The sequence below is a fragment of the Methylobacterium sp. NMS14P genome, assembly GCF_028583545.1.
In the GTDB taxonomy this organism is placed as follows: Bacteria; Pseudomonadota; Alphaproteobacteria; order Rhizobiales; family Beijerinckiaceae; genus Methylobacterium.
This window is the reverse complement of the sequence record NZ_CP087106.1, coordinates 2,993,867-3,013,746: the sequence shown is the minus strand read 5'-3', so window position 1 is coordinate 3,013,746 and position 19,880 is coordinate 2,993,867. Positions and strand designations below refer to the sequence as shown.

Here is a 19,880-nt window from a genome sequence, read left to right as displayed (position 1 = left end):
CGGACGGACTTGGTGGCCACCGGGCGGTCGCAGATGCGATCGGGCGCATAGCTCAGTTGGTAGAGCAGCTGACTCTTAATCAGCGGGTCCTAGGTTCGAACCCTAGTGCGCCCACCAAACACTCCCTAGCATCTACAGGTATTTAGCCGCTCAGCGGATCCTCCCCATTCGGGCGGATTTCCTACTCGGGCGGAACTCGGGCGGGCGCATGCGGAAAGGCCCCGCTCGGACGCCATGTCCGGCAGGGTGGTCGGCGGCGCGGGAAACCGGCTCGCGGCCGGTCCTTCAGGCGTCACGGATTGAGGCTGCCACCGCCCGCGCGTCCCGTTCCAGGCCACGCCCCGGGCAGGGGACATCAAGTGACTTGATGGCGTCCGGCTCGAAAGTGTGCCTGCCCCGTCGGCTAGGGCTTGCCGCGTTCCTGGTAGGTCTCGACGAGGAAGGTCGCGATGGCGCCGGCGGCGTTGACGGCGAGGCTGGCGTGCCGGGGCGACGGCCGGACCCGCGGCCGCTCCTCCGTCGGCGGGTCGTCGGCGTGCGCATCCGAGAACCGGTTCCGCAGCGTGCCGAGCCCGTTCACCAGGGTCATCGCCCCGCCGAGGATGGCACGGATCGGCTCCTCGCGGTGCTGGTCCGGGGCGAGCCGCAGCCCGCGGGCGACGGCGCCGTACAACTTGGGCAGGTCGTCCCGGGGCGCGTAGGCGATGCCGAGGCCGTCGAGGATGTGCTTGCATACCGCCTCCAGCAGGGTGCGCGCGACCGTGATAGCGCCCTCGGGGTCGGCAGTCCGGCGCGCCAGGGCCTTGGTCCAGACCGCATGCACGCCGTCGGCATCGAACGAAGCGAGCGCATCGTTGACCACGGCGTCGCCGGGGGACCGGTTGCGGCCCTCCAGGTGGTCCATCAGGGGCGTGAAGGATTCGCGAATGAATGCTCGCCGCTCCGCGTACCGGCCGTAGCGGTCCTTGATGTACGGCCAGAATGCATCGAGCGTGCGGGAGGTCCGGACGAACGCCGGCAGGAGCGCCTTGGCCTCGTCGTCGTGGAGCAGTTCGCGCCTGAGGATCTCGTAGGCGTGCCCGTCGGGGGAGCCCCCGGTCGCGGCCGCGACGAGGATGCCCTCCATCATCGCGACCCGCTCGATGAGCGTCTCCGGCATGTCGTCCATGGGGCCTCCTGACTACAGGCCCAGGCTACCGTCATGCCGCCGGGTGCGCACGTGCGCACCTCAGGTGCCGACGGAGCAAGTATCAATCCGCTTCCGCCGGATTTCCGGCGCTCACGTGGCCCCGATGCGCATCGACCATCTCGACCGCTCGGCGGACCCTCTCATCCAGGCGGGGCTCGTCCGGCGCTTCCAAGAGCGTGTTCACGTGCGCCTCGACCCACGCCGGCTGGAACGCACCGGCGCCGGCCGCCCCAGCCAGAGCGCACCAGACCTCCGGCGACATTGCTTCGAGACGCCGCCGCAGGATCTCAACCGCGACATCGTCCGGCATTCCGGGCTCAACCAAGATGCGGTCGCAGATCTCCCCGAGCATCTCGCGGTCGACCTCCATGTGGCGGATATACGCCATCACCTGGTCGGCAACGACGTCGAAGTCCGGGTCGGTCGGCGCCATTTTGTTGACCGTCCCGACGGCCGTCCGAAGGTAGCTTTCCGATACGGTCAGGCGGTTCTGGGCCTCTCTGACGCGCTCGACCGCGACGAGGTTCCGCACCTCGCGGGCCCTGTCGTTGTCAGCGTAGATCTGTGCCAGCAGGTCCTTGGCCGGCTCGTCCACCGCACGCCGCTTGGCGAAGCCGACGGTCCGGCCGCGATGAATGACCTCGACGCGGTTCGCCCAGACGATGAGGATGCGGTCCTGCCACCGCATAATCTCCCGTGTCGGGGTATTCGATACGAGGGTGCCGCTGCCGAACTTCGGGTCGTTCTCTGTATACTGCAGAACCAGCGCGTCGCCGCCCTCAGTGAGGATCGGGCTGATGCGCGTTCCGCGGAAGGGGCGCGCCAACAGCATCGGGCGAGCCTTCTTGGTGATGGGTGCTGATTGCCAGATCGGGTCGGCCTCAAGCTCCGCTGCGTCCGAGAATGCCCGGACGTCGACAGGCACGGGTACGCCTACGGTCAGACCCTCCCGGCCGACCGGGGGGCTCATGGGGTCGATGGTCTGAGTGCGAGATCTCGTCATAGTCCCGACTGTCGCCGGGGCGGGTTACCGGAAACCGAATCGCGGCGGCCCGTATGCGGCCAAGGTTGCCGTCGGGTAAGGCGCTCGCGGCGAAAGCGGCAGGTCGGTTTAACGGTCGCGTCGGGCGGCGAACCGCGGGTTGATGGGGACGCCCCCACGCCGGTCCCAGGTGGCCTTCGCCGCGGCGGCGCCATCCCGGAGTTCGTCCCGGGCGCGCTCGTAGAACAGGACCTCCTCGCCGGCGTCGACCGCGCCCAGCATGAGGAGGGCATCTAGCGGGCTTAGCCCCCGGCGACGCTGCAGTTCAGCCGGCGTCAGGAACCTGACTGTCACCCCGGGCTCGGCCAAGGCCTCCACGACGCTTCGCTGGTAGCCGGTGAGGCGCAGGCCGTCCGGCTCGCCTTTCGCACAGAGCATCACGTTGGCGTCGGCCCAGGATGCGATGTCCCGGGGGTCAGTCATGCCACCACCGTCAACACGACCTCGACGACCTCGGGCTCCAGGCGCTCCGGGTGCTGCCCATGTCAGGACCTCCGCGCGCGCTGCGGCCGCCCGGCGGTTGAGCCGGTTCACCCCGGGTACGGGTTGCCTGTTCGACGGCCTGGATCTCACGGGCGGGACCAGCGCGGCCTCAAGCATCGCACCCCAGGTGAGACCCATGGAGCGCTCCATGTGGGAGGCGTAGGCCTCGAACGTGGACGGGCTGCCCTCCCAGGCGGCCGCCGCAGCAACGAGGGGCGACATGCTCTCGAAAGTCAGGCTGACCTCGGTGGAGATGGCGGGCATGCTCAGGCCCCCTTCATCAGGTCGGCGAGGTCGTAGCCGCGCATCGTCACGTAGTCGGGGTCGCCCTCGTCCGGCAGAGCCGGCACCGCCCCAGGGCCGGCGTGAACGTCGAGGGCGCCGCGGTGGTATCCCTCGCGGTAGGCCTTCTCCAGGACGGCGCCCCGGACGAAGCCGGCATCGCGCAGGAGCGTCAGTGCCGCCTCGCGCCGAAGACCCTGCACGTCCATGAGCACCGCCACCTGGAGGTCGGTCATCGACCGCAGGTCGGCGATGCGCTCCTGCTCCTGCCGGGCGCGCGCGTCACGGATGGCGGCGACCGCGTCGATGCCGATGCGCTCATGCTCCGGCGGCAGGTTGGCTACGGTGCGGGCGAGGTCCTGAAGCTCTTCGTCGGTCAGCATGCCATGTCACCTTCTGGCAGGTCGGGCGTGCAGCGCAGGGTGACCCCGATCTCGCGGTCCCAGGCATTGAAGTCCCAGGCGCAGCGGGCGCAGTAGTAGAGCCTGCCGTCCACGACGGAGTGGTCCACCATCGTCCACTGGCGCTTACCCTTCAGGGGTGCCTGGCAAGCGGTTCGGTTGCAGGAGCCGTCCTTTCGCCCCTTTTCCGGCTTGAGGGGCTGCGCCATCGAGGCGAACAGCATGCGCTCCCTCATGCCGCCCTCCGGACCATGGCGCGTGCGGCCTGCTGGTAGGTGATGACCGAGGCCTTCGGCGCCGGCAGCCCGAACAGCTTGCGGACCGCCCGGAGCATGAAGCCGCCCGCGTCCTCGGCGACGTCCTGCCCGCGCGCGAGCTCGGCCTCGAACGTCCGGATCTCCGGCCATCCCATTCGCTCGATAGCGCGCTCCAGGGCAGCTGCCTCGTCTCCGGAGGAAAGCGGCTCGCCTGGCGCCGGGACGCGCGCGATGACGTCGACCGCCCCGGGATGGTGCGCCGCCAGCCTGCCCGGCAGGACGAAGCGGGTCAGCCCATGCTCGTCGCAGATCTTCTCAGCAAGCTGGGTGCCACGCTCGCACTTCACCCGCACCCAGTAGAACTCGCGCTGGTCCATCCGAATCGCCTCCCGTCCCGCACGAGGGGGAGGCTCCCGCGGAGCGACGCTATCCACAAGCGAGCGAGCGGGTCGGCTTGACGGTAGGCGCGTGCTCCTTATGTCCGAACGCATCCCACGCCTCGGCGGGGGCAGACCTAACTTTGAGAAGAGCCAGGTCGAAGATCGGTCCACCTCCCGGCGACGGGAGGGCAACCCTTGGCTCGCTAACAGCCACGTTGGCGAAGTGGGTTCCTCCCGGTGGGGGAGGGGGACCACCCTTCACCGCATGTGCTGCGGTGAGTGAAGACCCCGCACGGTGGGAGGGCGAACCTTGCGGCAACTCCTTTAGCGAGGAGTTTCGAAACCTCCTCCCGGCCTCGGGAGGGCAAACCAGTCGCCGCGGGGACCAGAACCACAGACGCGTATACCTCCCGCTCGCAGGAGGGCGCACCGAAACAGGGCTCGCCATCGGCGAGCCCTTTCTCGTTTCAGTCCTCATGGTATGCCGGGGCATGCCTCTCCTGCTCCGACCCGTCCCGGATGTCCCCGATGCCGTCGGCGTCGTTGACGGTGCTCCCCTAACTTACGAGGGCCGCACGCCCCACGTGGATGGTCGCCCCGTGACGCACGAGGAGATCGCCGAGGATCTCGCGGCTGCCGTCGACGCAGCCGCCACCGCTCTCTGGGGCGGCGACTACGTGAACAGCCTCGCCAGGGTCACCTCCCTCAACAGGCGCACGGTTACGCCCGACCGCGTTGCCAAGAACGGTTTGCCGCTATGGGTGCTCAGGCTCCTCGGGAGCGCGGCCGCGGCGGGGACACCGAGGGCGATGGGCTACTTGCTGCTGGCGGCGGTCGAGCTCGTGGACCGAGGGCCCTACACCCAGGGCGAGAACCTGATGCGGACGCCGCCGGCGGACCGTCACGACCTCGGTGTCGTCTCCCGTGCCGGCATGGACGCCGCCCTGGCCTTGGTCCTCGGCGCCCGGGACGCCAGGGAGCGGCCGACCACTACAATTGTCGAGGACCGAGAAGCTGACCGTTAAGGATTCGTTGACCTGTCCTTAACACCCGGCGAGTAGGTTCCCGGACTGACGCGCCCAAGGCTTTCGCCTGTGGCGCGGGTAACGAGGACACCCCCGATGATGAACCCACGCGCCCCCAGCGCGCACCCGACGACGCGCGCCCTCCTGTGCGGGGCCAGCCCCGTCGGCGGCAGCGCCCACCGCGACCTCTACGAGCACCTCGTCACCCAGTGGCCGGACGTCGTGGCCCTAGACCGGCCTGCCCTGGTCGAGGCGGTGGGCGGCTTCGAGGTGATGGCCGAGCTCCTCAGCAGCACGTACCACACGTGCGCCGAGCTCGTCGGGGCACGGCACGGCATCGACCGCGTGGCGCGCCGCGTCTTCCAAACCAGGCTGCTGACCGCATCGACCGAGCTCGACCGCCTGTTGCGGCTCCGCCCGGCCGAGGACGTCGAACTCGACCTCGGGTACGGCATCCACAGCCCCCCTCGACGACCTCGACGACCGGCTGGTGTACCACCTGGCATCCCTGGGAGACCGGCTAGCGGCCGACCGCCTCCGGGGCGTCGTGGCACGCCACGCCCGCAGGGACGGCGCCGTCGAGGGCCGCGCCGCGCTCATCGCCACGCTTCTCGGCTGCGAGATGCTCGACGGCTTCTACACGCCGCAGTGCATCCCCGGGACGCAGCGCTACGACGTCGTGGGCCAGTGGCGCGAAGCCGGTGAGGAGTACGTCGCTCAAGTGGCGCTTGCCACTCGGGAGCGTGTCCGGGACGCAATCGTCGAGGCCAGGGCCAGCGAGCGGGAGGCCGAGGAACCCGCGCCCAAGCACGCGTCGCTCGCGGGTTTCCGGAAGGCGGCGGCCGAGCCGACCCCGCCGGCCGGCAGCGCGGTCATCTTCCCGCCCTCCGTCCTGGAAGGCGCCGGGAGGTCCGACAACGTCAAGGAGCTCCAGCGCATTCTGAAGTGCGTCCTCGACGTGCCGCTACCCGGCGTGCGTGTGCCTGCGGACTGGGATACCTGGGAGCACGCCCTGCTCGCCCGGCATCCGAACGGCGGCCAGTTCTTCCTGGTCATCCGCCGCAGCCAGGGCGGGCGGGAGTTCTGGGGGCACGCGGTCGTCTGCGCCGACGGCCCCGCGGGCGCCGGAAAGTCCGCGATGTGTCGGAGCGTCGCCGAGGTCTCCGGGCTGCGGATTGAGCGTTACCAATGCGATAACGCGTCCGACAACTCCTACGGTGGAACCCCCATCCGTTGGGTTAGCGCACAGCAAGATTTCATCACCGCCGCGTTCGTTGAACTCAAGCAACGTACGTTCATCGCCATGCTCGACGAAGTCGAGAAGGCCGGCGGGTCCAGGGACAGCAACTCGGGCAAGCTGCACGACGTCCTTTTGGGTCAGATGGACACCGAGACGGCCGCGGCGTGGCCGTCCAATTTTCTCTGCCACCCGGTCGACCTGACCGGTGTCCTCTTCCTCTGCACGGCCAACGACGCCTCTTCGCTGCCGACACCGCTTCGCGACCGCATGGTAGTGGCCCGCGTCGACGAGCCGACGGCTGATCACCTCGCCGCCCTGGCACCGCAGGTCGCCCGCGAGGTCTGCCGCCGGCAGGGCCTCGACGAGCGCTGGGGGACGCTCGATGCCATCGAGATGGCGTCACTGGCCGAGGCGTGGCCAGGGGGCTCCATCCGGCGGCTCGTCCGCCTCGTCGAAGTCGTGCTGCAGGCCCGGGACGAGGGTCCCGCCGCAGCCCCCCCCGCCACTAACCAGGAGAGCGACATGCAGCACATCGAGACCCCCGCCGCCCGTCGCGAGGCCTTGGCCTCCCTGACGCTCCACGTCCTGAAGCTGGCCTGCGCCGGCCAGGTCAACGCAATCGACGCGGCCGCCGTCTCGGACGCCATCAGGCTGATCCGGGCGGCGCTGCCGGAGCCGGAGGAGGCCTCCGATGCCGCCTGACGAGGACCTCCACGCGGTCCGCGACCGTCTGCGGCTCTCTTGGGCGACCCGGAGGGTCTGCGGGCTCGTCGCCGTCGCGATGGCGCTCCGCGTCGACCGGCTCATCGCCCTGGACGGCGCCGGCCGGCTCCGACGCGAGGACGACCTCCGGATGGCCCTGGAGGCGGAGGCCGTCGCGCTATGCGTCCGCCCGCTGCCGCTCCCGTAGACGCCTACCGCAATCTCAGCCGCCGCTGCTGGTCGGTACGGCGCGCCGGCCGCATCGCCGGGCACGTGGAGACCCTGTTCCTGGCGGGCGCCGTGTTCCGTGTCTCGGTCGCCGGCGTCCGCCGCATCCAGGCTCGCCGCGCCCGGGAAGTGGTCGCCTTCGTCCGGGGCGTCCCCATCGAATCCGGAGCCGTCCCGCGCGAGGCGCTGCGGGTTCGCTTCTGCCCCTACCGCGGGCCCTTTTTCCACCTGGAGGACGGCGCGCCGGTGAGCGCGGCCGCCCTCGTGATCCTCGCCGCCGACGGCTCCTGCTGGGCCGTCGACCCCACCTGATGGAGCCCCAAGAATGCGAACCCTGATCCTCGCCGCGGCGCTCGCCGTTCCCTCCGCCGCCGGCGCCGCCGAGTTCTGGCCGGACTACACCTCGGGCTGGCAGTTCTCCATGTCGGAGCCCGCGGGCCCGGGGCGGGAGCGCTACGGCGTCGTCGACGCGGAGCCGACCGGGCGCGCGGAATGGCGGGTTCGGGTGGAGTGCGGAGTTCGGTCCGCGCGGGATGGGAAGATGCTCAGCCGGGCAGTCGGTACGGGATCGAGCGGCCGGGGAGCGTGGCCAGGATTCGGTGGGCAGTGGGACTGGTCCGACGGAAGACGGGGCGGTTCGTTCGTCGTCACGCAATACCGCCGGACGCCCGAGCGCCTCGACCTCCCGGGCGAGATGACAGCCCCTGAGTGCCCCCGGCGCGGGACGGGGGCGCTCTCGTCGGGCGACTAGGCCTTCTTCGCGCTGGCCTTGGCGAGGTTGGCCGCGTGGACGGCCCGGGCCCGCTCGGCATTCCGAAGCTGCATTGCCTGCTCCCGGGCGCGCACCTCGCCGGCGATGTCCTCCTCGCCCGCCGCGGCGAGCAGCCTCGCAGCAGTCTCGATGGCCCATAACCTCGCCCGAGCCATCGCCTCCGGCGTCGTGGCGATTTCGCCAGCGCGGAAGCGCCTGATGGACCGCTCCTCAATGCCGGCTTGGAGGCCCAACTTACCCTCCCAGTGGTCGCCGAACGCCGCGCGCCCGATGCGCTCCAGCGCGTCGAAGGTCGGCATCGCTTCGAGGCTGGGGCCACCGTTGCCGCCCTCGCTCGCTAGCGCCGGATTTCCGGACGCCCGCTTCAGGGCGGCCCGCTCCTCGACCTCGGCCCGCTTCGCACGGAGCACGGCGCCGATAGCGACCTGGCGCTCCTTGGATGCCGCTTTCTCGCCGGCGCGGCGCTCCCGCGCGACTGACGTGGCGATGTACTCTTCGATGTGGATCTGCTCTGGGTCGTCCACCGGGGCCTCCTGCTCATGCGTAGCCGCCGGGCCGGCCGCGGGGGTGCGGCCGGCCATCTTGTAGTAAAGACCTCACTACCGATTACTGGGATGGGTCAGATACCAGGGAGCCCGGGCTGGGAAGCGGCGACGGCGGCCTGGAGGGCGAGCAGCTTGCCGGGGCCGGCGAGCCACCGGTGCCGCCGCCAGACCAAGCCCGAGCGGGTGACGACCGCCTGGTTCCGGAGCTTTCCGTTGGCGTCCGGCTTGGCCCGCAGCTTCATGTAGCCGTCCCGGCGCATGGCGGCCGCCGGCTGGAGTTCGCCGCCGTTCTCGCGGATGACGTACTTCCGCTCCTCCATCCACCTGAGGAACAGCATGCAGGGCGCGTCGACCGCCCGGGCCGCGGTGCGCAGGTTGCAGAGGCCGTCGTCGTCGAGGAAGGCGAGGTAGGCGTCCACCATGGGGCGCTGCTCCTCGACGACGGCCTGGACGACGGTGAGCTCCTGCTTGACCTCGGCGGTCTCGGCACGGGCGAGCAGCAGTTGCTCCGAGTAGCCGATCAGCAGGGTCCGGAGGGCGGCCGGGTCGTTCGGGTCGAAGGGCTGCGCCTGGGGCTGGCGGAGCGTCGCCTCCATGCGGTTGAAGGCCTCGATGTAGTCGAGCTTCCACTGGAAGGCCCGCTCGCCGGTGAAGCCCATGACGATGAGGCTGAAGGCGTCGCGGTCGAGGCGGTAGGCCATGGCCTCGTGGGTGGCCCCGTTGCCGATCCCGACCGTGTCGAACATCGGCACAATTTTGCGCCCGAGCAGGTCGGGGCGGCGCGCGAGCGCGGTGCGCACGGCGACGAGGACCGACTTGTGGTTCTTGTTGAAGAAGGCCGCGATATCGCGGGTTTCGGCCATCGCGGCGCCGTCGATGACGTCGACGACGGGACTGAGGGCCAGGGACGTGGTACGGTTCAGCGCAGCTTCGGACACGGCTTCCATCCGGGTCTGGAGTGAGGCCTCGGTTCGGTGTCTCACCACCGGCCGGGGCCGACCCTCGGGTCGAGGGCTGCAACGATTAAAGCGATTCGGTCTCTGCACTACCAGGGGCGTGTCCGGAATTCCGGCGCTAGCTGAGGGCGTCGCTTAGGCCGACACTTTTCTCGCCTTTGGCGCGGTCCTGCCCGAGCGCCGCCGCGGCCAGGACCACGTAGACCGCCAGGTACGCCTCACCCTCCGCGCCCGCCGGATTTCCGGACATGACCTTGCGGGCGGCCCGGAGCGCGTCCCCGGCGAACAGGTTGGCCTCCTCGGTCGGCGTCAGCGCCCGGCGGCAGGGGTCAGCCTCGGCCACGGTCGGCCTCCGCGGCATCAAGGGCGCGCACCGCCCGGTCCAGGGCGGCCTACAGGGTGTCGGGGAGCTCCCGGTCCTCGGGCAGTTCGAGGTGCCAGCGGCTGTTCCGAACGAGCTCGCGGGCGGCCTCGATGACGGCACGGGCAGCAGAGGTCATGACCACCTCCACGGCGGCCGGCGGGGCGGCTCAGCGAGACAGAGGCCGAGCATGACGCCGACGAGGAAGGCGACGGTGACGCTCATAGGTGGCTCCCGGCGCGGCGCTCGGCGGCAATCAGCAGGCCGTCGACCGCCTTGAGCTTGGCGCGGCAGTCCTGCCCGGCCGCGGCCACGTCGACGTGGTGCCGGGCGATGTCACCGACGGTGGCGTCGTCGGGCAGCGGCTCGGGCTCGGTGCGGCAGTGGCGCAGCCGCTGCGGGACGTGGACGCCGAGGACCTGCACGCGCCGGATTTCCGGCGGCACCGCGAGCTCGGGCGTTTCAAGGCAGGCGCCGAGCGGCAGAGCCGCGACAAGGATCAGGAGGCGCTTCAACGGTGCCTCCCCTTCCGAAGGGCGCGCTCGGCGGCCTTGAACGGTTCCGGTAGCGGCGCGTCCTCGGGCGTCGCCGTCCCGGTCAGCGCCCGGTGCACCGGGTCGGCGACGGAAGAGGCCTATGCCTGGCATCGGGCCTGCCGGGCGGCGTCGAGGGCCGCCGTGTAGCGGTTGGCATCGGCGCGGGCCTGCGCGTCGGCACGGTCGTAGGCGTCGGCCTGGTGGACGACCTGCTGCCCCAGCGCCATGGCGGCGCTTTCGTTGTCCTTCGCGGCAGCCTCGGCTGACAGGGCCCGGACCTTCCAGTCGTCCCGTTCGGCCTGGGCGGCCGTCGTGGGCCCGCGCTCGGCGGCGACGCCGCGGTCGTAGGCGACAATGCCGCCGACCACGAGGGCGAGCGCCAGGAGCCCCCAGAGGATGAGCTCGACGACCCACGCCTTGGCGTGCTCGACGAGGCCGCCGACGCCGGGGACGAAAGTGAGGAGGGAGAGGATCGGGAGCATGTCAGGCCTTCCACTTCCGAGCGCGCTTGGCGACGACCTTCACCACCATCCGTTCGCCCTTGAGACGCCTCAGAGGGCCCTCGGACCGGGCGAGCCTGGCACCCTGGGCGGCCACCATCTCGTCGCGGGTCTCCTCGATGGCGTCGACCTCGACGCGGGTCCGGAAGTCCGCGACCTCGCGGTGGAGCGGCTGCGCGGGAGGAGGTGCGGGCTTGGCGCCTCAGACCTCGTCGGCGAGCTCGGCGGCGAGCATGGGAACGCCCAAGGCCATGCCGACCCACAAGGCGGCGATGCGGAAGGGGTCGAACATCAGACGTGCACCCCGGCGCGGAGGAGGCGGATACGGAGACGGTAGGAGTGGAGGGTCGGGGCGGTATCGACCGCCGTGGCGACCTCGCCCTGGAACCGGTCGGCATTGCTCTGGCTGCCGGTCACCCGAAGGAAGAGCTCGACCTCCTTGGCAACCGCGAAGAGGTCCTCACTTCCTGGGCCGCAGGCATGCGGGTGGAGGCTGGTAGTGCGGAGGGCCCGCGCGAGCTCCTCCGTCCGGTCGAGCTCGGCCTTGGTCTTGGCGGGCGCTTCGAGGGCGAGGGCGTCCATGTCAGTGCACCTTCCCAGCTGCGACGACGATGCGGCAGTGTTCGGTCGCGACCTCGGGGCCGCTGTCGGCCGAGAACTCGGTCACGGTGGGCGCGCCGACAGTGATGGAATGGATGTCCCGGCACGGGCAGGGCGGCTGCGCTTTGGAGACGAGCAGGCTCTCTACGAAGCTCATGACGACCCCGGCGGCGGTCACGAAAGCCAGCAGAGCGCAGACCGCGATGACGCAGATGGCGGCGGTCGACATCAGGCGGCCTGCTCCGCAACCGGGGCCGCCGCGGGCACGTCCGCCGGATTTCCGGACACGGACTCGGGCAGCGGCGCTTCGTGGATGGCCACGACGCTCGGGTCGGCCTCGGCGGCGGGCGGGATCACCGTCGCGGGCGGGAGCTCGATGACGGTCCCGGGCACGAACGCCGCATTTCCGGACACGGGCTCGTCGTCGTTGGCGGCCTCGGGCGCCGTCGGCTTGGGCGAGGCAGCCTCGGAGCCCTTGGCGAGCTGCACCGCCTTGTACAGGGCGGCCAGCACGCCGATGACGGTCAGGGCCGCGAACACGTACCGGAACACGGGCGCAATGTCGGACAGGCCCTGGAACGTCCCGGCGTAGGACGAGGCTTGATCTCCGATGACGCCGACAGCGGTCATGACGGCGGCCTTGCCGGTTGCGATGCGGGTGGCCGCGACCTGCGCCGGCTTGCCGCGAACTGTCGGCGCCGGATCGGGCAGGTCGGCCTCAGCGTGGGCGTAGGCCCCGGCGGCGAGCGCCAGGGCGGCCGCCTGGACCTCAGAGACGCGGCGGCTCCAGCCCCGTCCGAACGCGCCCCAGCCGTCCAGCGTCTGCAGGTAGCAGAGGCGCATGGCGCACAGGTCGCGGATGACGGCGGACACCAGGGACGGGGTGAGGCCGGCGATGGCCGCCAGGGTCTTGGTCCCGACGACGCCGTCGATGTCCCCGGCGTAGAGCTTCCGCGCCTTGAGAACCTGCTGCAGGTAGCGGTTGGCGCGGCCGACGCCGGATTTCACGCCGAAGTCGACGACTGCGTAGACAGCGAGGCTTAGATGCTTGGCCCGCTGGTCCCAGTCAGAGGGAACCAGAACAAAGAAAGCCCCCCGACCGAAGGGTCGGAGGGCTTCCACGATGAGGTGCATCGTCAGCTCGCGAGAGCTTCCCGGCATATTGCCAGCGCGCTTGGCGATAGACAACCTCTATCACGCATTCAGGCGCGTACGCTGGCGTGATGCGAGGGCGCGGAGCTCCGCCATTCGGGCATCCCCGTCTGCGATGCCGGCGGGGTCGCGCAGGGCCCGAGCATGGGCTGCCAGCCGTCCGAGCAGCCCAACACGCTCGACGGGCGGAGGAGGAACCTGAGGGACCTCCTCAGGGCATTCGTCATCAAGGGCGGCCAGGGACACGTGGGCCGGTCTGGAAGGGGCGGTGGCGGGCCTGAGCGGGATTGGTTCGAAGGGGACGTCGGCGGGTGGCAGGGAGCGGGTGAGGAACGCCAGGGATGGTCGAGGACGAGGGACCACAAGGGACAGGGGCGGCTCGGGAGAGGGAGCGGGGACCGGCTCGGGCGGAGGCCGGAGAGCCAGGAGGAAGGCCGGCACCGGCACGACCGCAGAAGGCGCAGGGGGCTCTACAGGGGCCGGAGAGAGACCCACCGGCTCCGCAGGAGAGGGAACGACACGGGGACGGGGAGAACCCGGACGGGGCGGGAGAGGCCTAAGGACCGCACGGAAGGGGGCCACGGTCCCGGAGGAGGGGAGCACCGGGTCGGAGGGAGACGACACGAGTTCCGCAGAGGGGGTGACCTCGGGCGCAGCGAGGGGGGTCTCAACGGGTTCGGCCACCCCCGGCTCCCTATATCGGATCATTTGGATCGTCTCACCCATAGAATCTTTCCGCGAACCCATTAAGGTCGCAGGAGAAATTCGGTCCAGCGCACCTTCCAGGACATCGTTCATGATGCCCTTCAACTCAGCCGTCCGGCCCTCTGATGCGAGGAAGCTGTCGTGCACCGGCAGGGCAGCCAGGTGGGCCTTCTCGCAGGACTTGAGGACGTCGAGGGCCATGCGCGCATCGATGGCCATGAGCGAGACACCGGCGTCGCTTCCGATGTACCCCGCGATGGCCGGGTTGTGAGCGATGACCTTGTCGATGATGCGCCGGGTCTCAGCCCAGCCGTAAGGCCACACGGGCGAACCGTCGGCCTTCTTCTGACGGCCCTTCTCCATGAGGGCCCCGGCCGCGGCGTGCAGCGTCGCGGCGTTGATGGCCACGTTCAGCGCAAGCTTGCCGACCCAGCGCTGGTAGTGAGGCAGCGCGTAGCAGTCGAACCCCGCCGGCATCCGCTCGCCGCGCAGCGCGTACAAGAGGCGCGGGTGGAGGGAGGCGAAGTCCTCCTCGATGACCAGCTCGTTGTTGATCATCAGGTCGAGCCTCCGGTCCTTGGGCAGCCCCTCCCAGAAGCCGCCGTAGATTCGACCGCCCTGCCGAAACCCGCCACGGCTGAAAACACGGTAGACATCGACCCGAGGCGTGACGCGGGCGCAGGCCCATGTCTCGACGCCGTCCCGTACCTTCCGGGCTCGGACGTGGTGCGCGGTACGCTCCCAGTCGTCGGGCGAGGCCGAGGCCGAGACGTCGACCGAGAAGCTGTTCAGGTACCGGTTCAAACCGCCAATTTCGCGCGTCAGGCGCCGGGTCTCGGGCGTGTCCTCGTAGTCGATGCGAGTGCCGTCCCTGTCCTTGAGGACGAGCGGGCAGCCCGAGCCGAGGTACTCGATGGGCTGGCCGGACAAGATCTCGACGAGACGGTCCGAGGCCCGCATGCGGCTCTGCATGCCGTGGGTCAGGTGGGCGCCGGGCTTCGAGCGTATCTCCTCAATCAGGCCGAGGCGCCCGAGCTCATCCACGCTCTGCAGCACCGACGCGTAGGTGTAGTCCGTCCCCTCGTAGCGACCCTGGGCCGCGTAGAAGTCCCGCGAGCGGCTGTAGGAGACGTAGGGCCGGTCGCTGTCCGCCGCCAAAGCGAGTGCCGCCAGGACGCTGGCCATGGCGCGGTTGACCTTGGAGCGGGCGAGCTTCGGGAGGCCTGCGGCGGCAACGAGGTCGTCGGACACGCGCCAGTGGAAGTCCAGGGCGCGGGCATTTCGCGCCAATTCATCATCGTGCATGGAGGACGGGGCTCTCGCGGTGGACCGCCGCCCCGGGGCACCTCTGACCCGACGCGACGAAACCGCATGCTCCGCCGCCGTTTCGCTAATATCCAGAGCGGCTTAGGAGGGCGCCAAGAACGCGATTAGTCACCCTGGCGTGAGCGCGAAGAACCTTGTGGGACCGCGCCAGAGAGCGCCAGGAAGGCGCCTCGATTTCAGAAGTTGACCTCGGCATCATCCCGGTCGCTCAACCCAACAGGATCGTCTCCCAGGTGCCTTCCCGCCCGGTGCGACAGAAGCGCACACTCAGTCGAACGGGCTGTGGGCAGGCCACGACGGCCTTCCGGACCGTCTCGCGTAGCCTGGAACGGGTCACGCCCGGCGGCGCACCCTGCCGGGCATGGCCTTCCCGTTCAAAGTCCGCATCGCCTCAGACGTCGGCCCCCTCATCGAGGAGTGGCGCGACCGCTTCGTGTCGACCGTCGGCATCGCTAAGTACCGCCGGGCCGCGGGTTGGGCGATGGACGAGACCGCCAAGGTGGCCGTCGTCAACATCCGCCAGCAGTTCCACAAGACGCTGAAGCGGAACACCCCGTGGACGCAGTCGGCCGTGAAGTACACGCGCTCGGGCGTCGTCGGCCTGAACATGATCGAGCGCAATCAGGCCGGCGACGGTGTCAGGGAGTCCGTCGAGGTGATGCCGAAGCAGAGCGTCTACCTGAAGTACCTGTTCGGCATTCAGGACAACACGCGCCTCCCCGGCGACGTCGGGCTGGCTCAGGACCACATCCTCATCCCCTGGTGGGACAACATCACTCTGACGCAGGGCGTCCGCCCGACCGCGTACGGTGGCGTGCCCACGGGCTTCCTGGCACGCCTGTCGCGAGAGGCGGCGGGCACGAAGGCGAAGGCGCGGTCGTCCACGTCCTCGCGCTGGGGCGTCTACGATGACACGATCAAGCTGCACGGGCAGCCGAGGCTCGCCTACATCGCCCGGCCTCCACTCGTGCCCACCGGCGAGGAGCAACAGATCTTCTCGAACCGCCGGGGCGGCCGCGTCGTCACCGTCGGGCGCAAGAGGAGGCCAGTCGACCACCCCCGCATCCTGTTCCTGGCGGTCGACCGGGCAACCTACAAGCCGATCCTGGAGAAGCCCTGGGAGGAGGCCTGCAACGCAGCCGCAGCCCGCATCCCAGGCCTCATGGCCGCGCAGTTGGCCGACAACCTGGCGCATGCCGCGAGGCGCTCGGCCCAAGGGCGCGTGCGAATGTGGTCCGGAGCGGACAAGGACATCGACCGCCTGACCCGGCGGGCCATCCCCTACGGTCCATGGCCCGTGAACGAGAGCCGTCCTACCCGGCTGCCGTGGTCCGCCTGACGGCACTCGCCGGAAATCCGGACATGGCCTGAGGGGATGCCACCGCGTGCCGGCGTGCGCACACCGCAGCACGTGGTGGTGCGCACAGGTGCTGACGGGGCAACCCACAACCCCCATTCGCGCCTGCCAGTGACGATCGTCGCGCGCCCTGGGGCGACCCGGCACGCCCTGCGGCATGGGCGTGGCCTGGATCGGGACACGCGCTCGCGGGCAGCGTGGTGCGCCTCGGTCCGCCGAGCGGGAGTGCCGTCGCGGGGGCGGGGCGGCACTCCCACCCCCCGGGGGGCCCCCCACCCCCCCGAAGGGGACCCCTTACGGGGGGAATGACGTGCGGGGAGCATTTGCGCCGCGACAGTTCGGTACTTGCGAACGAATTCCCGTGGCGACCCAGCAGCAGAACGCTCGGCAAGCCCTTGAAGCCACACGGAATTCCCTGAAGGCTGTTGCGCCCCCCGTCGCGGCACGGGCGCCCGGAGAACGTGGCGTGAACAACCGCCTCGGGGCGCCCGACACCTGCGGTTCGCGGAGGGAGGCCCGGTGAGCACCCCCGACCGGCTCATGTCGATGAACGCTCTGTCGCGGCTGACGGGATGGGACCGGGGCACCATCGACGCCTGGATGGGCAAGGGATGCCCGGTCGCGCACCGGTCGACCGGCCCCGGCGACGAGCACCTGCCTGACCTTGGCGAGGTCTGGCGCTGGCATGTCCAGCAAACCAAGGCCGAGGCCATCCGTCGGGCAATGACCGCCGGCGCCGACGGGGAGGGCGGGTTCTCCGGGTGGATGGGCATCCGCGAGCCCGGGAAGGCCTTCGACGCCCAGCTCAAGCTGATGAAGGTCGCCGAGAAGGCCGGCGAGCTCGCGCTGTTCAAGCGGCTGGAGAACGCCCTGGCGCTGGCCATGAACGCCATCCGGGTGAACGTGATGACCGTTCCCGAGGTCATCTTCCGCGAGATGTCCGGATTTCCGGACGAGAAGACCCTGACCTGGCGGCGCACCTCGCTCGACCAGTCCCGGGCCGCCCTGACCGCGGCCGAGCGCGACATCGCCAAGGCCATGGAGGCGGACGCCGAGGCCGACGATGCGCCTGGCGACGCATGAGCTAGACCCGCGCATCCTGCGGGCCCTTGGAGAACTGACGCGGCCGGGACTGGAGGCAGCGCACCGGATGATCATCCGGTGCGGGAAGAACCTCGTCCCGAACCCGCCCATGCTCGATGCGCACCCGACGCTGATCATCGAGGAGGCCGCCGGCCCGGAGACCGACAGCGGCGACCTCGTCCTCGTGGACGGGCACCTCTATGCCATCCGCCGGGCGCTCTCGACCGGTCGCGGCCGCATCCGCTGCGACCTGAAAGACGGCCAGTCATGGCGCGCGACGTTGGGCGATTTGGGCGGACCAACCATGTCGGGGCGGTTCTACCTCGCCAGCGGCACGGGCTCGGACGACCATCTCACGACCCCGTCGGGCAAGGTCGTCGCCGCGGTCACCCAGGACCTCACGCTGTCCGGAATTCCGGCGGGAACGGCCATCGAGGCCGACGGCGCGGACTTCACAGTCCTCGGCTCAGCGCCATGGGCGCCGGGCTGGACCCGCCTAGCGCTGCGCGTGGACTAGGTCGCGAACCCATAACGGCTGGCACGGTTAAACCGCGGCGTCGTTAGCCCTCTGAGCAGGAGGGCCTTGATGGCGCGGTTTGATCTGACGGATGCGGAGTGGGCGGTGATCGAACCGCTGTTGCCGACGGACGTGCGCGGCAAGGAGCGCGTGGATGACCGGCGGGTGCTCAACGGGATCTTCTGGCAGCTGCGCACGGGCGCGCCCTGGGCCGACATCCCGGCGCGCTACGGCCCACATACGACCTGCGGCAACCGTTTTCGGCGCTGGCGCAAGCGTGGCATCTGGGATCGGCTTCTGGACGCGGTGTCAAAGGCTTACGACGGCGACCTGCAGATGATCGACGCCACCAGCGTGCGGGTTCACCAGCATGCCGCCTGCGCCCAAAAAAAGATGGCCGATCCGGTGGCATGGGTCGCTCGCGCGGCGGCCTGACGAGCAAGATCCACGCGCTGGTGGATGCCGAGGGCCGTCCGGTGGCGCTCAAGATCACCGCGGGTCAAGCGCACGATGGGCGCGCGGCGGCCGACATGCTGGGCGGTCTGGGCACGGGCCAGATCCTGCTGGGCGACCGAGCGTACGACAGCGACGCGTTACGCGCCCAGATGGCTGAGCAGGGCGCGTGGGCGAACGTCAGGCCGATGCCCAACCGCAAGAAGGTGTTGGCCTTCAGCCCGTTCCTGTACAAGTACCGCAATCTGGTCGAGCGCTTCCTCAGCAAGATCAAGCACTTCCGCGCCGTCGCCACGCGCTACGACAAGGATCCCGACAACTTCCTCGCCAGCGTCAAGCTCGCAGCCGTGCGGGTCTGGCTGCGAGCTTAATGAGTCCGCGACCTAGCACTACTTTGGCAGATTGAAGGAACGCGAGAGGTTTTCGCGGATTCGTGTGCCACGGCCATGAGCGTGGGTGCGCGCGATGTCAGGTGCTGGCGGATGGCGTGAGGATCTGGATCGGTGGCTGCAGCCATTCCTTGCGGGACTGTCCCATCCAGCACGCCGGGCAATGTGCCCGCTCTATGTGGCCGGGTTGATCGGCCTTGGTGATCGCAAGAGCGTCCAGCCGATGGCGGCCCGGGCCGAGGGGGTCTCTTACGACCGGCTGCACCACTTCATCGCGGCCGGGATCTGGAATGAGGCTCCGCTGCAGCGGGGGCTGCTCGGCGAGGCCGATCGCCTCGTCGGCGGCATGGATGCGATCCTGGTCGTCGATGACACCGCCTTGCCGAAGAAGGGCAACCGCTCGGTCGGGGTGGCCCCGCAATACGCCACGACGCTGGGCAAGACCGCCAACTGCCAGACGCTGGTGTCGCTCACGCTGGCGCGGGGCGAGGTCCCCGTAGCGGTCGGTCTGGCGCTGTTCCTACCCGACACTTGGACGAGCGACCCGGATCGGATGATATCGGCCGGCGTACCTGAGGGCCTGCGCGCGGCCCGTACCAAGCTGGAGATCGCGGTCGCGGAGATCGACCGGGTCTGGGAGGGCGGCGTGCGCTTCGGCTGCGTGCTGGCCGATGCCGGTTATGGGGCCGCCCCGTTCCGGCAGGCCCTGAGCGCGCGTGGCCTGAGCTGGGCCGTCGGGATCTCGGGACGCAACAAGGTTTACCCGGCCAACGTGACGATGATCTTCCCCGTCGTGGGGCGTGGGCGACCGCGCAAGCGTCACGTCCCGGACCAGATCTCGGTCGCAGCGGAGACGATCCTCGCGGACATGACCGGCAGATCGGTGACTTGGCGGCGAGGCACCAAGGGCCGGCTGCGGGCTCGCTTCTGCGCGCTGCGCGTTCGGATGGCCGATGGCTCGACCCAGAGGATCGGCCGACAAGGCAACCAGCATCTGCCCGGCGACGAGGTCTGGCTGGTGCGCGAGGAGCGTGGCTCGGGCGAACGTAAATACTACCTCTCGAACCTGCCGGCCGAGGCCACCCTCAAGCAGTTGGCCGCAACGATCAAGGCGCGCTGGATCTGCGAGCAGGTCCACCAGCAGATGAAGGAGGAGCTCGGCCTCGATCACTTCGAGGGCCGATCCTGGACCGGGCTGCATCGGCACGCGCTGATGACGATGATGGCCTACGCCTTCCTGCAATCCCGGCGCTTGGCAACGGCGGGGCGGAAAAAAAAGAATCGCCTGCCCGCCGCCCCTGCCCTCGATCCGGCAGGCCATCCTGGATTACCTCAGTCGGCCGCCGCCGCGACGATGCCCGCACTGTGACGCCGATCTCAATCTGCCACCCTAAAACCA

26 protein-coding genes and 1 tRNA gene are annotated in these 19,880 nt (G+C 69.9%); 11 read left to right on the top strand and 16 right to left on the bottom strand.

What is annotated here, in order from left to right; genetic code table 11:
* The first annotated feature begins 41 nt into the window (after positions 1 to 41).
* A tRNA-Lys gene (locus LOK46_RS14510) sits at positions 42 to 117 on the top strand.
* A 286-nt stretch (positions 118 to 403) separates the two neighbouring features.
* On the opposite strand, the gene LOK46_RS14505 is transcribed toward LOK46_RS14510, so the two are convergent.
* The 6 genes from LOK46_RS14505 to LOK46_RS14480 form a co-directional block, all read right to left on the bottom strand.
* A complete protein-coding gene (locus LOK46_RS14505) occupies positions 404 to 1,168 on the bottom strand; it encodes an abortive infection family protein (protein WP_012319618.1) in 765 nt (254 codons plus the stop codon).
* An 82-nt stretch (positions 1,169 to 1,250) separates the two neighbouring features.
* On the bottom strand, positions 1,251 to 2,114 hold the full coding sequence (locus LOK46_RS14500; protein ID WP_273564408.1) for a hypothetical protein: 864 nt from the start codon (positions 2,112 to 2,114) through the stop codon (positions 1,251 to 1,253).
* Between the two features lie 186 nt (positions 2,115 to 2,300).
* Positions 2,301 to 2,654: a hypothetical protein gene (locus tag LOK46_RS14495; RefSeq protein WP_273564407.1), complete on the bottom strand. Its 354-nt coding sequence runs from the start codon at positions 2,652 to 2,654 to the stop codon at positions 2,301 to 2,303.
* Positions 2,655 to 2,980: 326 nt separating this feature from the next.
* Positions 2,981 to 3,379 carry a hypothetical protein gene (locus LOK46_RS14490; RefSeq protein WP_273564406.1) on the bottom strand — a complete coding sequence of 133 codons (399 nt, stop codon included), beginning with the start codon at positions 3,377 to 3,379 and terminating at the stop codon, positions 2,981 to 2,983.
* Positions 3,373 to 3,633, bottom strand: a complete 261-nt coding sequence (locus tag LOK46_RS14485; protein ID WP_273564405.1) for a hypothetical protein — start codon at positions 3,631 to 3,633, stop codon at positions 3,373 to 3,375. The genes LOK46_RS14490 and LOK46_RS14485 overlap by 7 nt, the downstream gene beginning before the upstream one ends.
* Positions 3,630 to 4,031 carry a hypothetical protein gene (locus tag LOK46_RS14480; RefSeq protein WP_273564404.1) on the bottom strand — a complete coding sequence of 134 codons (402 nt, stop codon included), beginning with the start codon at positions 4,029 to 4,031 and terminating at the stop codon, positions 3,630 to 3,632. Before LOK46_RS14480 ends, LOK46_RS14485 begins: the two co-directional genes overlap by 4 nt.
* 587 nt (positions 4,032 to 4,618) lie before the next feature.
* Here LOK46_RS14480 and LOK46_RS14475 point away from each other — a divergent pair.
* Positions 4,619 to 5,059 carry a hypothetical protein gene (locus LOK46_RS14475; RefSeq protein WP_273564403.1) on the top strand — a complete coding sequence of 147 codons (441 nt, stop codon included), beginning with the start codon at positions 4,619 to 4,621 and terminating at the stop codon, positions 5,057 to 5,059.
* Between the two features lie 228 nt (positions 5,060 to 5,287).
* Here LOK46_RS14475 and LOK46_RS14470 read toward each other — a convergent pair whose 3' ends face one another.
* Positions 5,288 to 5,518 (bottom strand): hypothetical protein, encoded by a 231-nt coding sequence (locus LOK46_RS14470; protein ID WP_273564402.1) that lies wholly within the window; start codon positions 5,516 to 5,518, stop codon positions 5,288 to 5,290.
* 31 nt (positions 5,519 to 5,549) lie between these two features.
* Between LOK46_RS14470 and LOK46_RS14465 the strand changes: the two genes are divergently transcribed.
* From LOK46_RS14465 to LOK46_RS14450, 4 genes are read left to right on the top strand one after another with little or no spacing between them, the layout of a single operon-like run.
* Positions 5,550 to 7,001 carry an AAA family ATPase gene (locus LOK46_RS14465; protein WP_273564401.1) on the top strand — a complete coding sequence of 484 codons (1,452 nt, stop codon included), beginning with the start codon at positions 5,550 to 5,552 and terminating at the stop codon, positions 6,999 to 7,001.
* Entirely contained in the window at positions 6,991 to 7,209 is a 219-nt protein-coding gene (locus LOK46_RS14460; protein WP_273564400.1) for a hypothetical protein, read from the top strand. The genes LOK46_RS14465 and LOK46_RS14460 overlap by 11 nt, the downstream gene beginning before the upstream one ends.
* On the top strand, positions 7,182 to 7,541 hold the full coding sequence (locus LOK46_RS14455) for a hypothetical protein (RefSeq protein WP_273564399.1): 360 nt from the start codon (positions 7,182 to 7,184) through the stop codon (positions 7,539 to 7,541). Before LOK46_RS14460 ends, LOK46_RS14455 begins: the two co-directional genes overlap by 28 nt.
* Before the next feature lie 13 nt (positions 7,542 to 7,554).
* Complete coding sequence (locus LOK46_RS14450; protein WP_273564398.1) at positions 7,555 to 7,980, top strand: hypothetical protein; 426 nt, start codon at positions 7,555 to 7,557, stop codon at positions 7,978 to 7,980.
* On the opposite strand, the gene LOK46_RS14445 is transcribed toward LOK46_RS14450, so the two are convergent.
* The 9 genes from LOK46_RS14445 to LOK46_RS14405 all read right to left on the bottom strand — a co-directional run bounded on the left by LOK46_RS14445 (position 7,977) and on the right by LOK46_RS14405 (position 14,661).
* Positions 7,977 to 8,525, bottom strand: a complete 549-nt coding sequence (locus LOK46_RS14445) for a hypothetical protein (RefSeq protein ID WP_273564397.1) — start codon at positions 8,523 to 8,525, stop codon at positions 7,977 to 7,979. The two genes, LOK46_RS14450 and LOK46_RS14445, sit on opposite strands and share 4 nt — an antisense overlap.
* Positions 8,526 to 8,620: 95 nt before the next feature.
* Positions 8,621 to 9,493 (bottom strand): Rha family transcriptional regulator, encoded by an 873-nt coding sequence (locus tag LOK46_RS14440; RefSeq protein WP_273564396.1) that lies wholly within the window; start codon positions 9,491 to 9,493, stop codon positions 8,621 to 8,623.
* 127 nt (positions 9,494 to 9,620) lie between these two features.
* The gene (locus tag LOK46_RS14435) at positions 9,621 to 9,845 is read right to left on the bottom strand and encodes a hypothetical protein (RefSeq protein WP_273564395.1); all 225 of its coding nucleotides are present in this window, start codon (positions 9,843 to 9,845) and stop codon (positions 9,621 to 9,623) included.
* A 239-nt stretch (positions 9,846 to 10,084) separates the two neighbouring features.
* A complete protein-coding gene (locus tag LOK46_RS14430; RefSeq protein ID WP_273564394.1) occupies positions 10,085 to 10,378 on the bottom strand; it encodes a hypothetical protein in 294 nt (97 codons plus the stop codon).
* Positions 10,379 to 10,497: 119 nt separating this feature from the next.
* Complete coding sequence (locus LOK46_RS14425; protein ID WP_273564393.1) at positions 10,498 to 10,881, bottom strand: hypothetical protein; 384 nt, start codon at positions 10,879 to 10,881, stop codon at positions 10,498 to 10,500.
* Positions 10,882 to 11,190: 309 nt separating this feature from the next.
* Positions 11,191 to 11,481 (bottom strand): hypothetical protein, encoded by a 291-nt coding sequence (locus LOK46_RS14420; RefSeq protein ID WP_273564392.1) that lies wholly within the window; start codon positions 11,479 to 11,481, stop codon positions 11,191 to 11,193.
* A 1-nt stretch (position 11,482) separates the two neighbouring features.
* Positions 11,483 to 11,728: a hypothetical protein gene (locus tag LOK46_RS14415; protein WP_273564391.1), complete on the bottom strand. Its 246-nt coding sequence runs from the start codon at positions 11,726 to 11,728 to the stop codon at positions 11,483 to 11,485.
* Entirely contained in the window at positions 11,728 to 12,507 is a 780-nt protein-coding gene (locus tag LOK46_RS14410) for a hypothetical protein (protein ID WP_273564390.1), read from the bottom strand. The genes LOK46_RS14415 and LOK46_RS14410 overlap by 1 nt, the downstream gene beginning before the upstream one ends.
* A 186-nt stretch (positions 12,508 to 12,693) precedes the next feature.
* Positions 12,694 to 14,661 carry a hypothetical protein gene (locus LOK46_RS14405; RefSeq protein WP_273564389.1) on the bottom strand — a complete coding sequence of 656 codons (1,968 nt, stop codon included), beginning with the start codon at positions 14,659 to 14,661 and terminating at the stop codon, positions 12,694 to 12,696.
* 382 nt (positions 14,662 to 15,043) lie between these two features.
* Here LOK46_RS14405 and LOK46_RS14400 point away from each other — a divergent pair, with 382 nt between their 5' ends.
* The 5 genes from LOK46_RS14400 to LOK46_RS14380 all read left to right on the top strand — a co-directional run bounded on the left by LOK46_RS14400 (position 15,044) and on the right by LOK46_RS14380 (position 19,850).
* Complete coding sequence (locus tag LOK46_RS14400; protein WP_273564388.1) at positions 15,044 to 16,021, top strand: hypothetical protein; 978 nt, start codon at positions 15,044 to 15,046, stop codon at positions 16,019 to 16,021.
* A 537-nt stretch (positions 16,022 to 16,558) separates the two neighbouring features.
* Positions 16,559 to 17,122, top strand: a complete 564-nt coding sequence (locus LOK46_RS14395) for a hypothetical protein (RefSeq protein WP_273564387.1) — start codon at positions 16,559 to 16,561, stop codon at positions 17,120 to 17,122.
* Positions 17,103 to 17,639 carry a hypothetical protein gene (locus LOK46_RS14390; RefSeq protein WP_273564386.1) on the top strand — a complete coding sequence of 179 codons (537 nt, stop codon included), beginning with the start codon at positions 17,103 to 17,105 and terminating at the stop codon, positions 17,637 to 17,639. Before LOK46_RS14395 ends, LOK46_RS14390 begins: the two co-directional genes overlap by 20 nt.
* 69 nt (positions 17,640 to 17,708) lie before the next feature.
* Positions 17,709 to 18,463, top strand: a protein-coding gene (locus LOK46_RS14385; RefSeq protein WP_273564385.1) for an IS5 family transposase whose coding sequence is annotated in 2 segments (ribosomal slippage) — positions 17,709 to 18,033 and positions 18,033 to 18,463 — 756 coding nt in all. Because the reading frame shifts where the segments join, the coding sequence is not laid out codon by codon here.
* Positions 18,464 to 18,557: 94 nt separating this feature from the next.
* The gene (locus tag LOK46_RS14380) at positions 18,558 to 19,850 is read left to right on the top strand and encodes an IS701 family transposase (RefSeq protein WP_273564594.1); all 1,293 of its coding nucleotides are present in this window, start codon (positions 18,558 to 18,560) and stop codon (positions 19,848 to 19,850) included.
* Positions 19,851 to 19,880 lie beyond the last annotated feature (30 nt).

Coding starts and splice junctions, on each gene's coding strand:
- LOK46_RS14505 (WP_012319618.1), bottom strand. CDS start 1,168: ATGGACGACATGCCGGAGACGCTCATCGAGCGGGTCGCGATGATGGAG.
- LOK46_RS14495 (WP_273564407.1), bottom strand. CDS start 2,654: ATGACTGACCCCCGGGACATCGCATCCTGGGCCGACGCCAACGTGATG.
- LOK46_RS14490 (WP_273564406.1), bottom strand. CDS start 3,379: ATGCTGACCGACGAAGAGCTTCAGGACCTCGCCCGCACCGTAGCCAAC.
- LOK46_RS14485 (WP_273564405.1), bottom strand. CDS start 3,633: ATGAGGGAGCGCATGCTGTTCGCCTCGATGGCGCAGCCCCTCAAGCCG.
- LOK46_RS14480 (WP_273564404.1), bottom strand. CDS start 4,031: ATGGACCAGCGCGAGTTCTACTGGGTGCGGGTGAAGTGCGAGCGTGGC.
- LOK46_RS14460 (WP_273564400.1), top strand. CDS start 6,991: ATGCCGCCTGACGAGGACCTCCACGCGGTCCGCGACCGTCTGCGGCTC.
- LOK46_RS14455 (WP_273564399.1), top strand. CDS start 7,182: ATGCGTCCGCCCGCTGCCGCTCCCGTAGACGCCTACCGCAATCTCAGC.
- LOK46_RS14450 (WP_273564398.1), top strand. CDS start 7,555: ATGCGAACCCTGATCCTCGCCGCGGCGCTCGCCGTTCCCTCCGCCGCC.
- LOK46_RS14440 (WP_273564396.1), bottom strand. CDS start 9,493: ATGGAAGCCGTGTCCGAAGCTGCGCTGAACCGTACCACGTCCCTGGCC.
- LOK46_RS14425 (WP_273564393.1), bottom strand. CDS start 10,881: ATGCTCCCGATCCTCTCCCTCCTCACTTTCGTCCCCGGCGTCGGCGGC.
- LOK46_RS14420 (WP_273564392.1), bottom strand. CDS start 11,481: ATGGACGCCCTCGCCCTCGAAGCGCCCGCCAAGACCAAGGCCGAGCTC.
- LOK46_RS14415 (WP_273564391.1), bottom strand. CDS start 11,728: ATGTCGACCGCCGCCATCTGCGTCATCGCGGTCTGCGCTCTGCTGGCT.
- LOK46_RS14405 (WP_273564389.1), bottom strand. CDS start 14,661: ATGCACGATGATGAATTGGCGCGAAATGCCCGCGCCCTGGACTTCCAC.
- LOK46_RS14400 (WP_273564388.1), top strand. CDS start 15,044: ATGGCCTTCCCGTTCAAAGTCCGCATCGCCTCAGACGTCGGCCCCCTC.
- LOK46_RS14390 (WP_273564386.1), top strand. CDS start 17,103: ATGCGCCTGGCGACGCATGAGCTAGACCCGCGCATCCTGCGGGCCCTT.
- LOK46_RS14380 (WP_273564594.1), top strand. CDS start 18,558: ATGTCAGGTGCTGGCGGATGGCGTGAGGATCTGGATCGGTGGCTGCAG.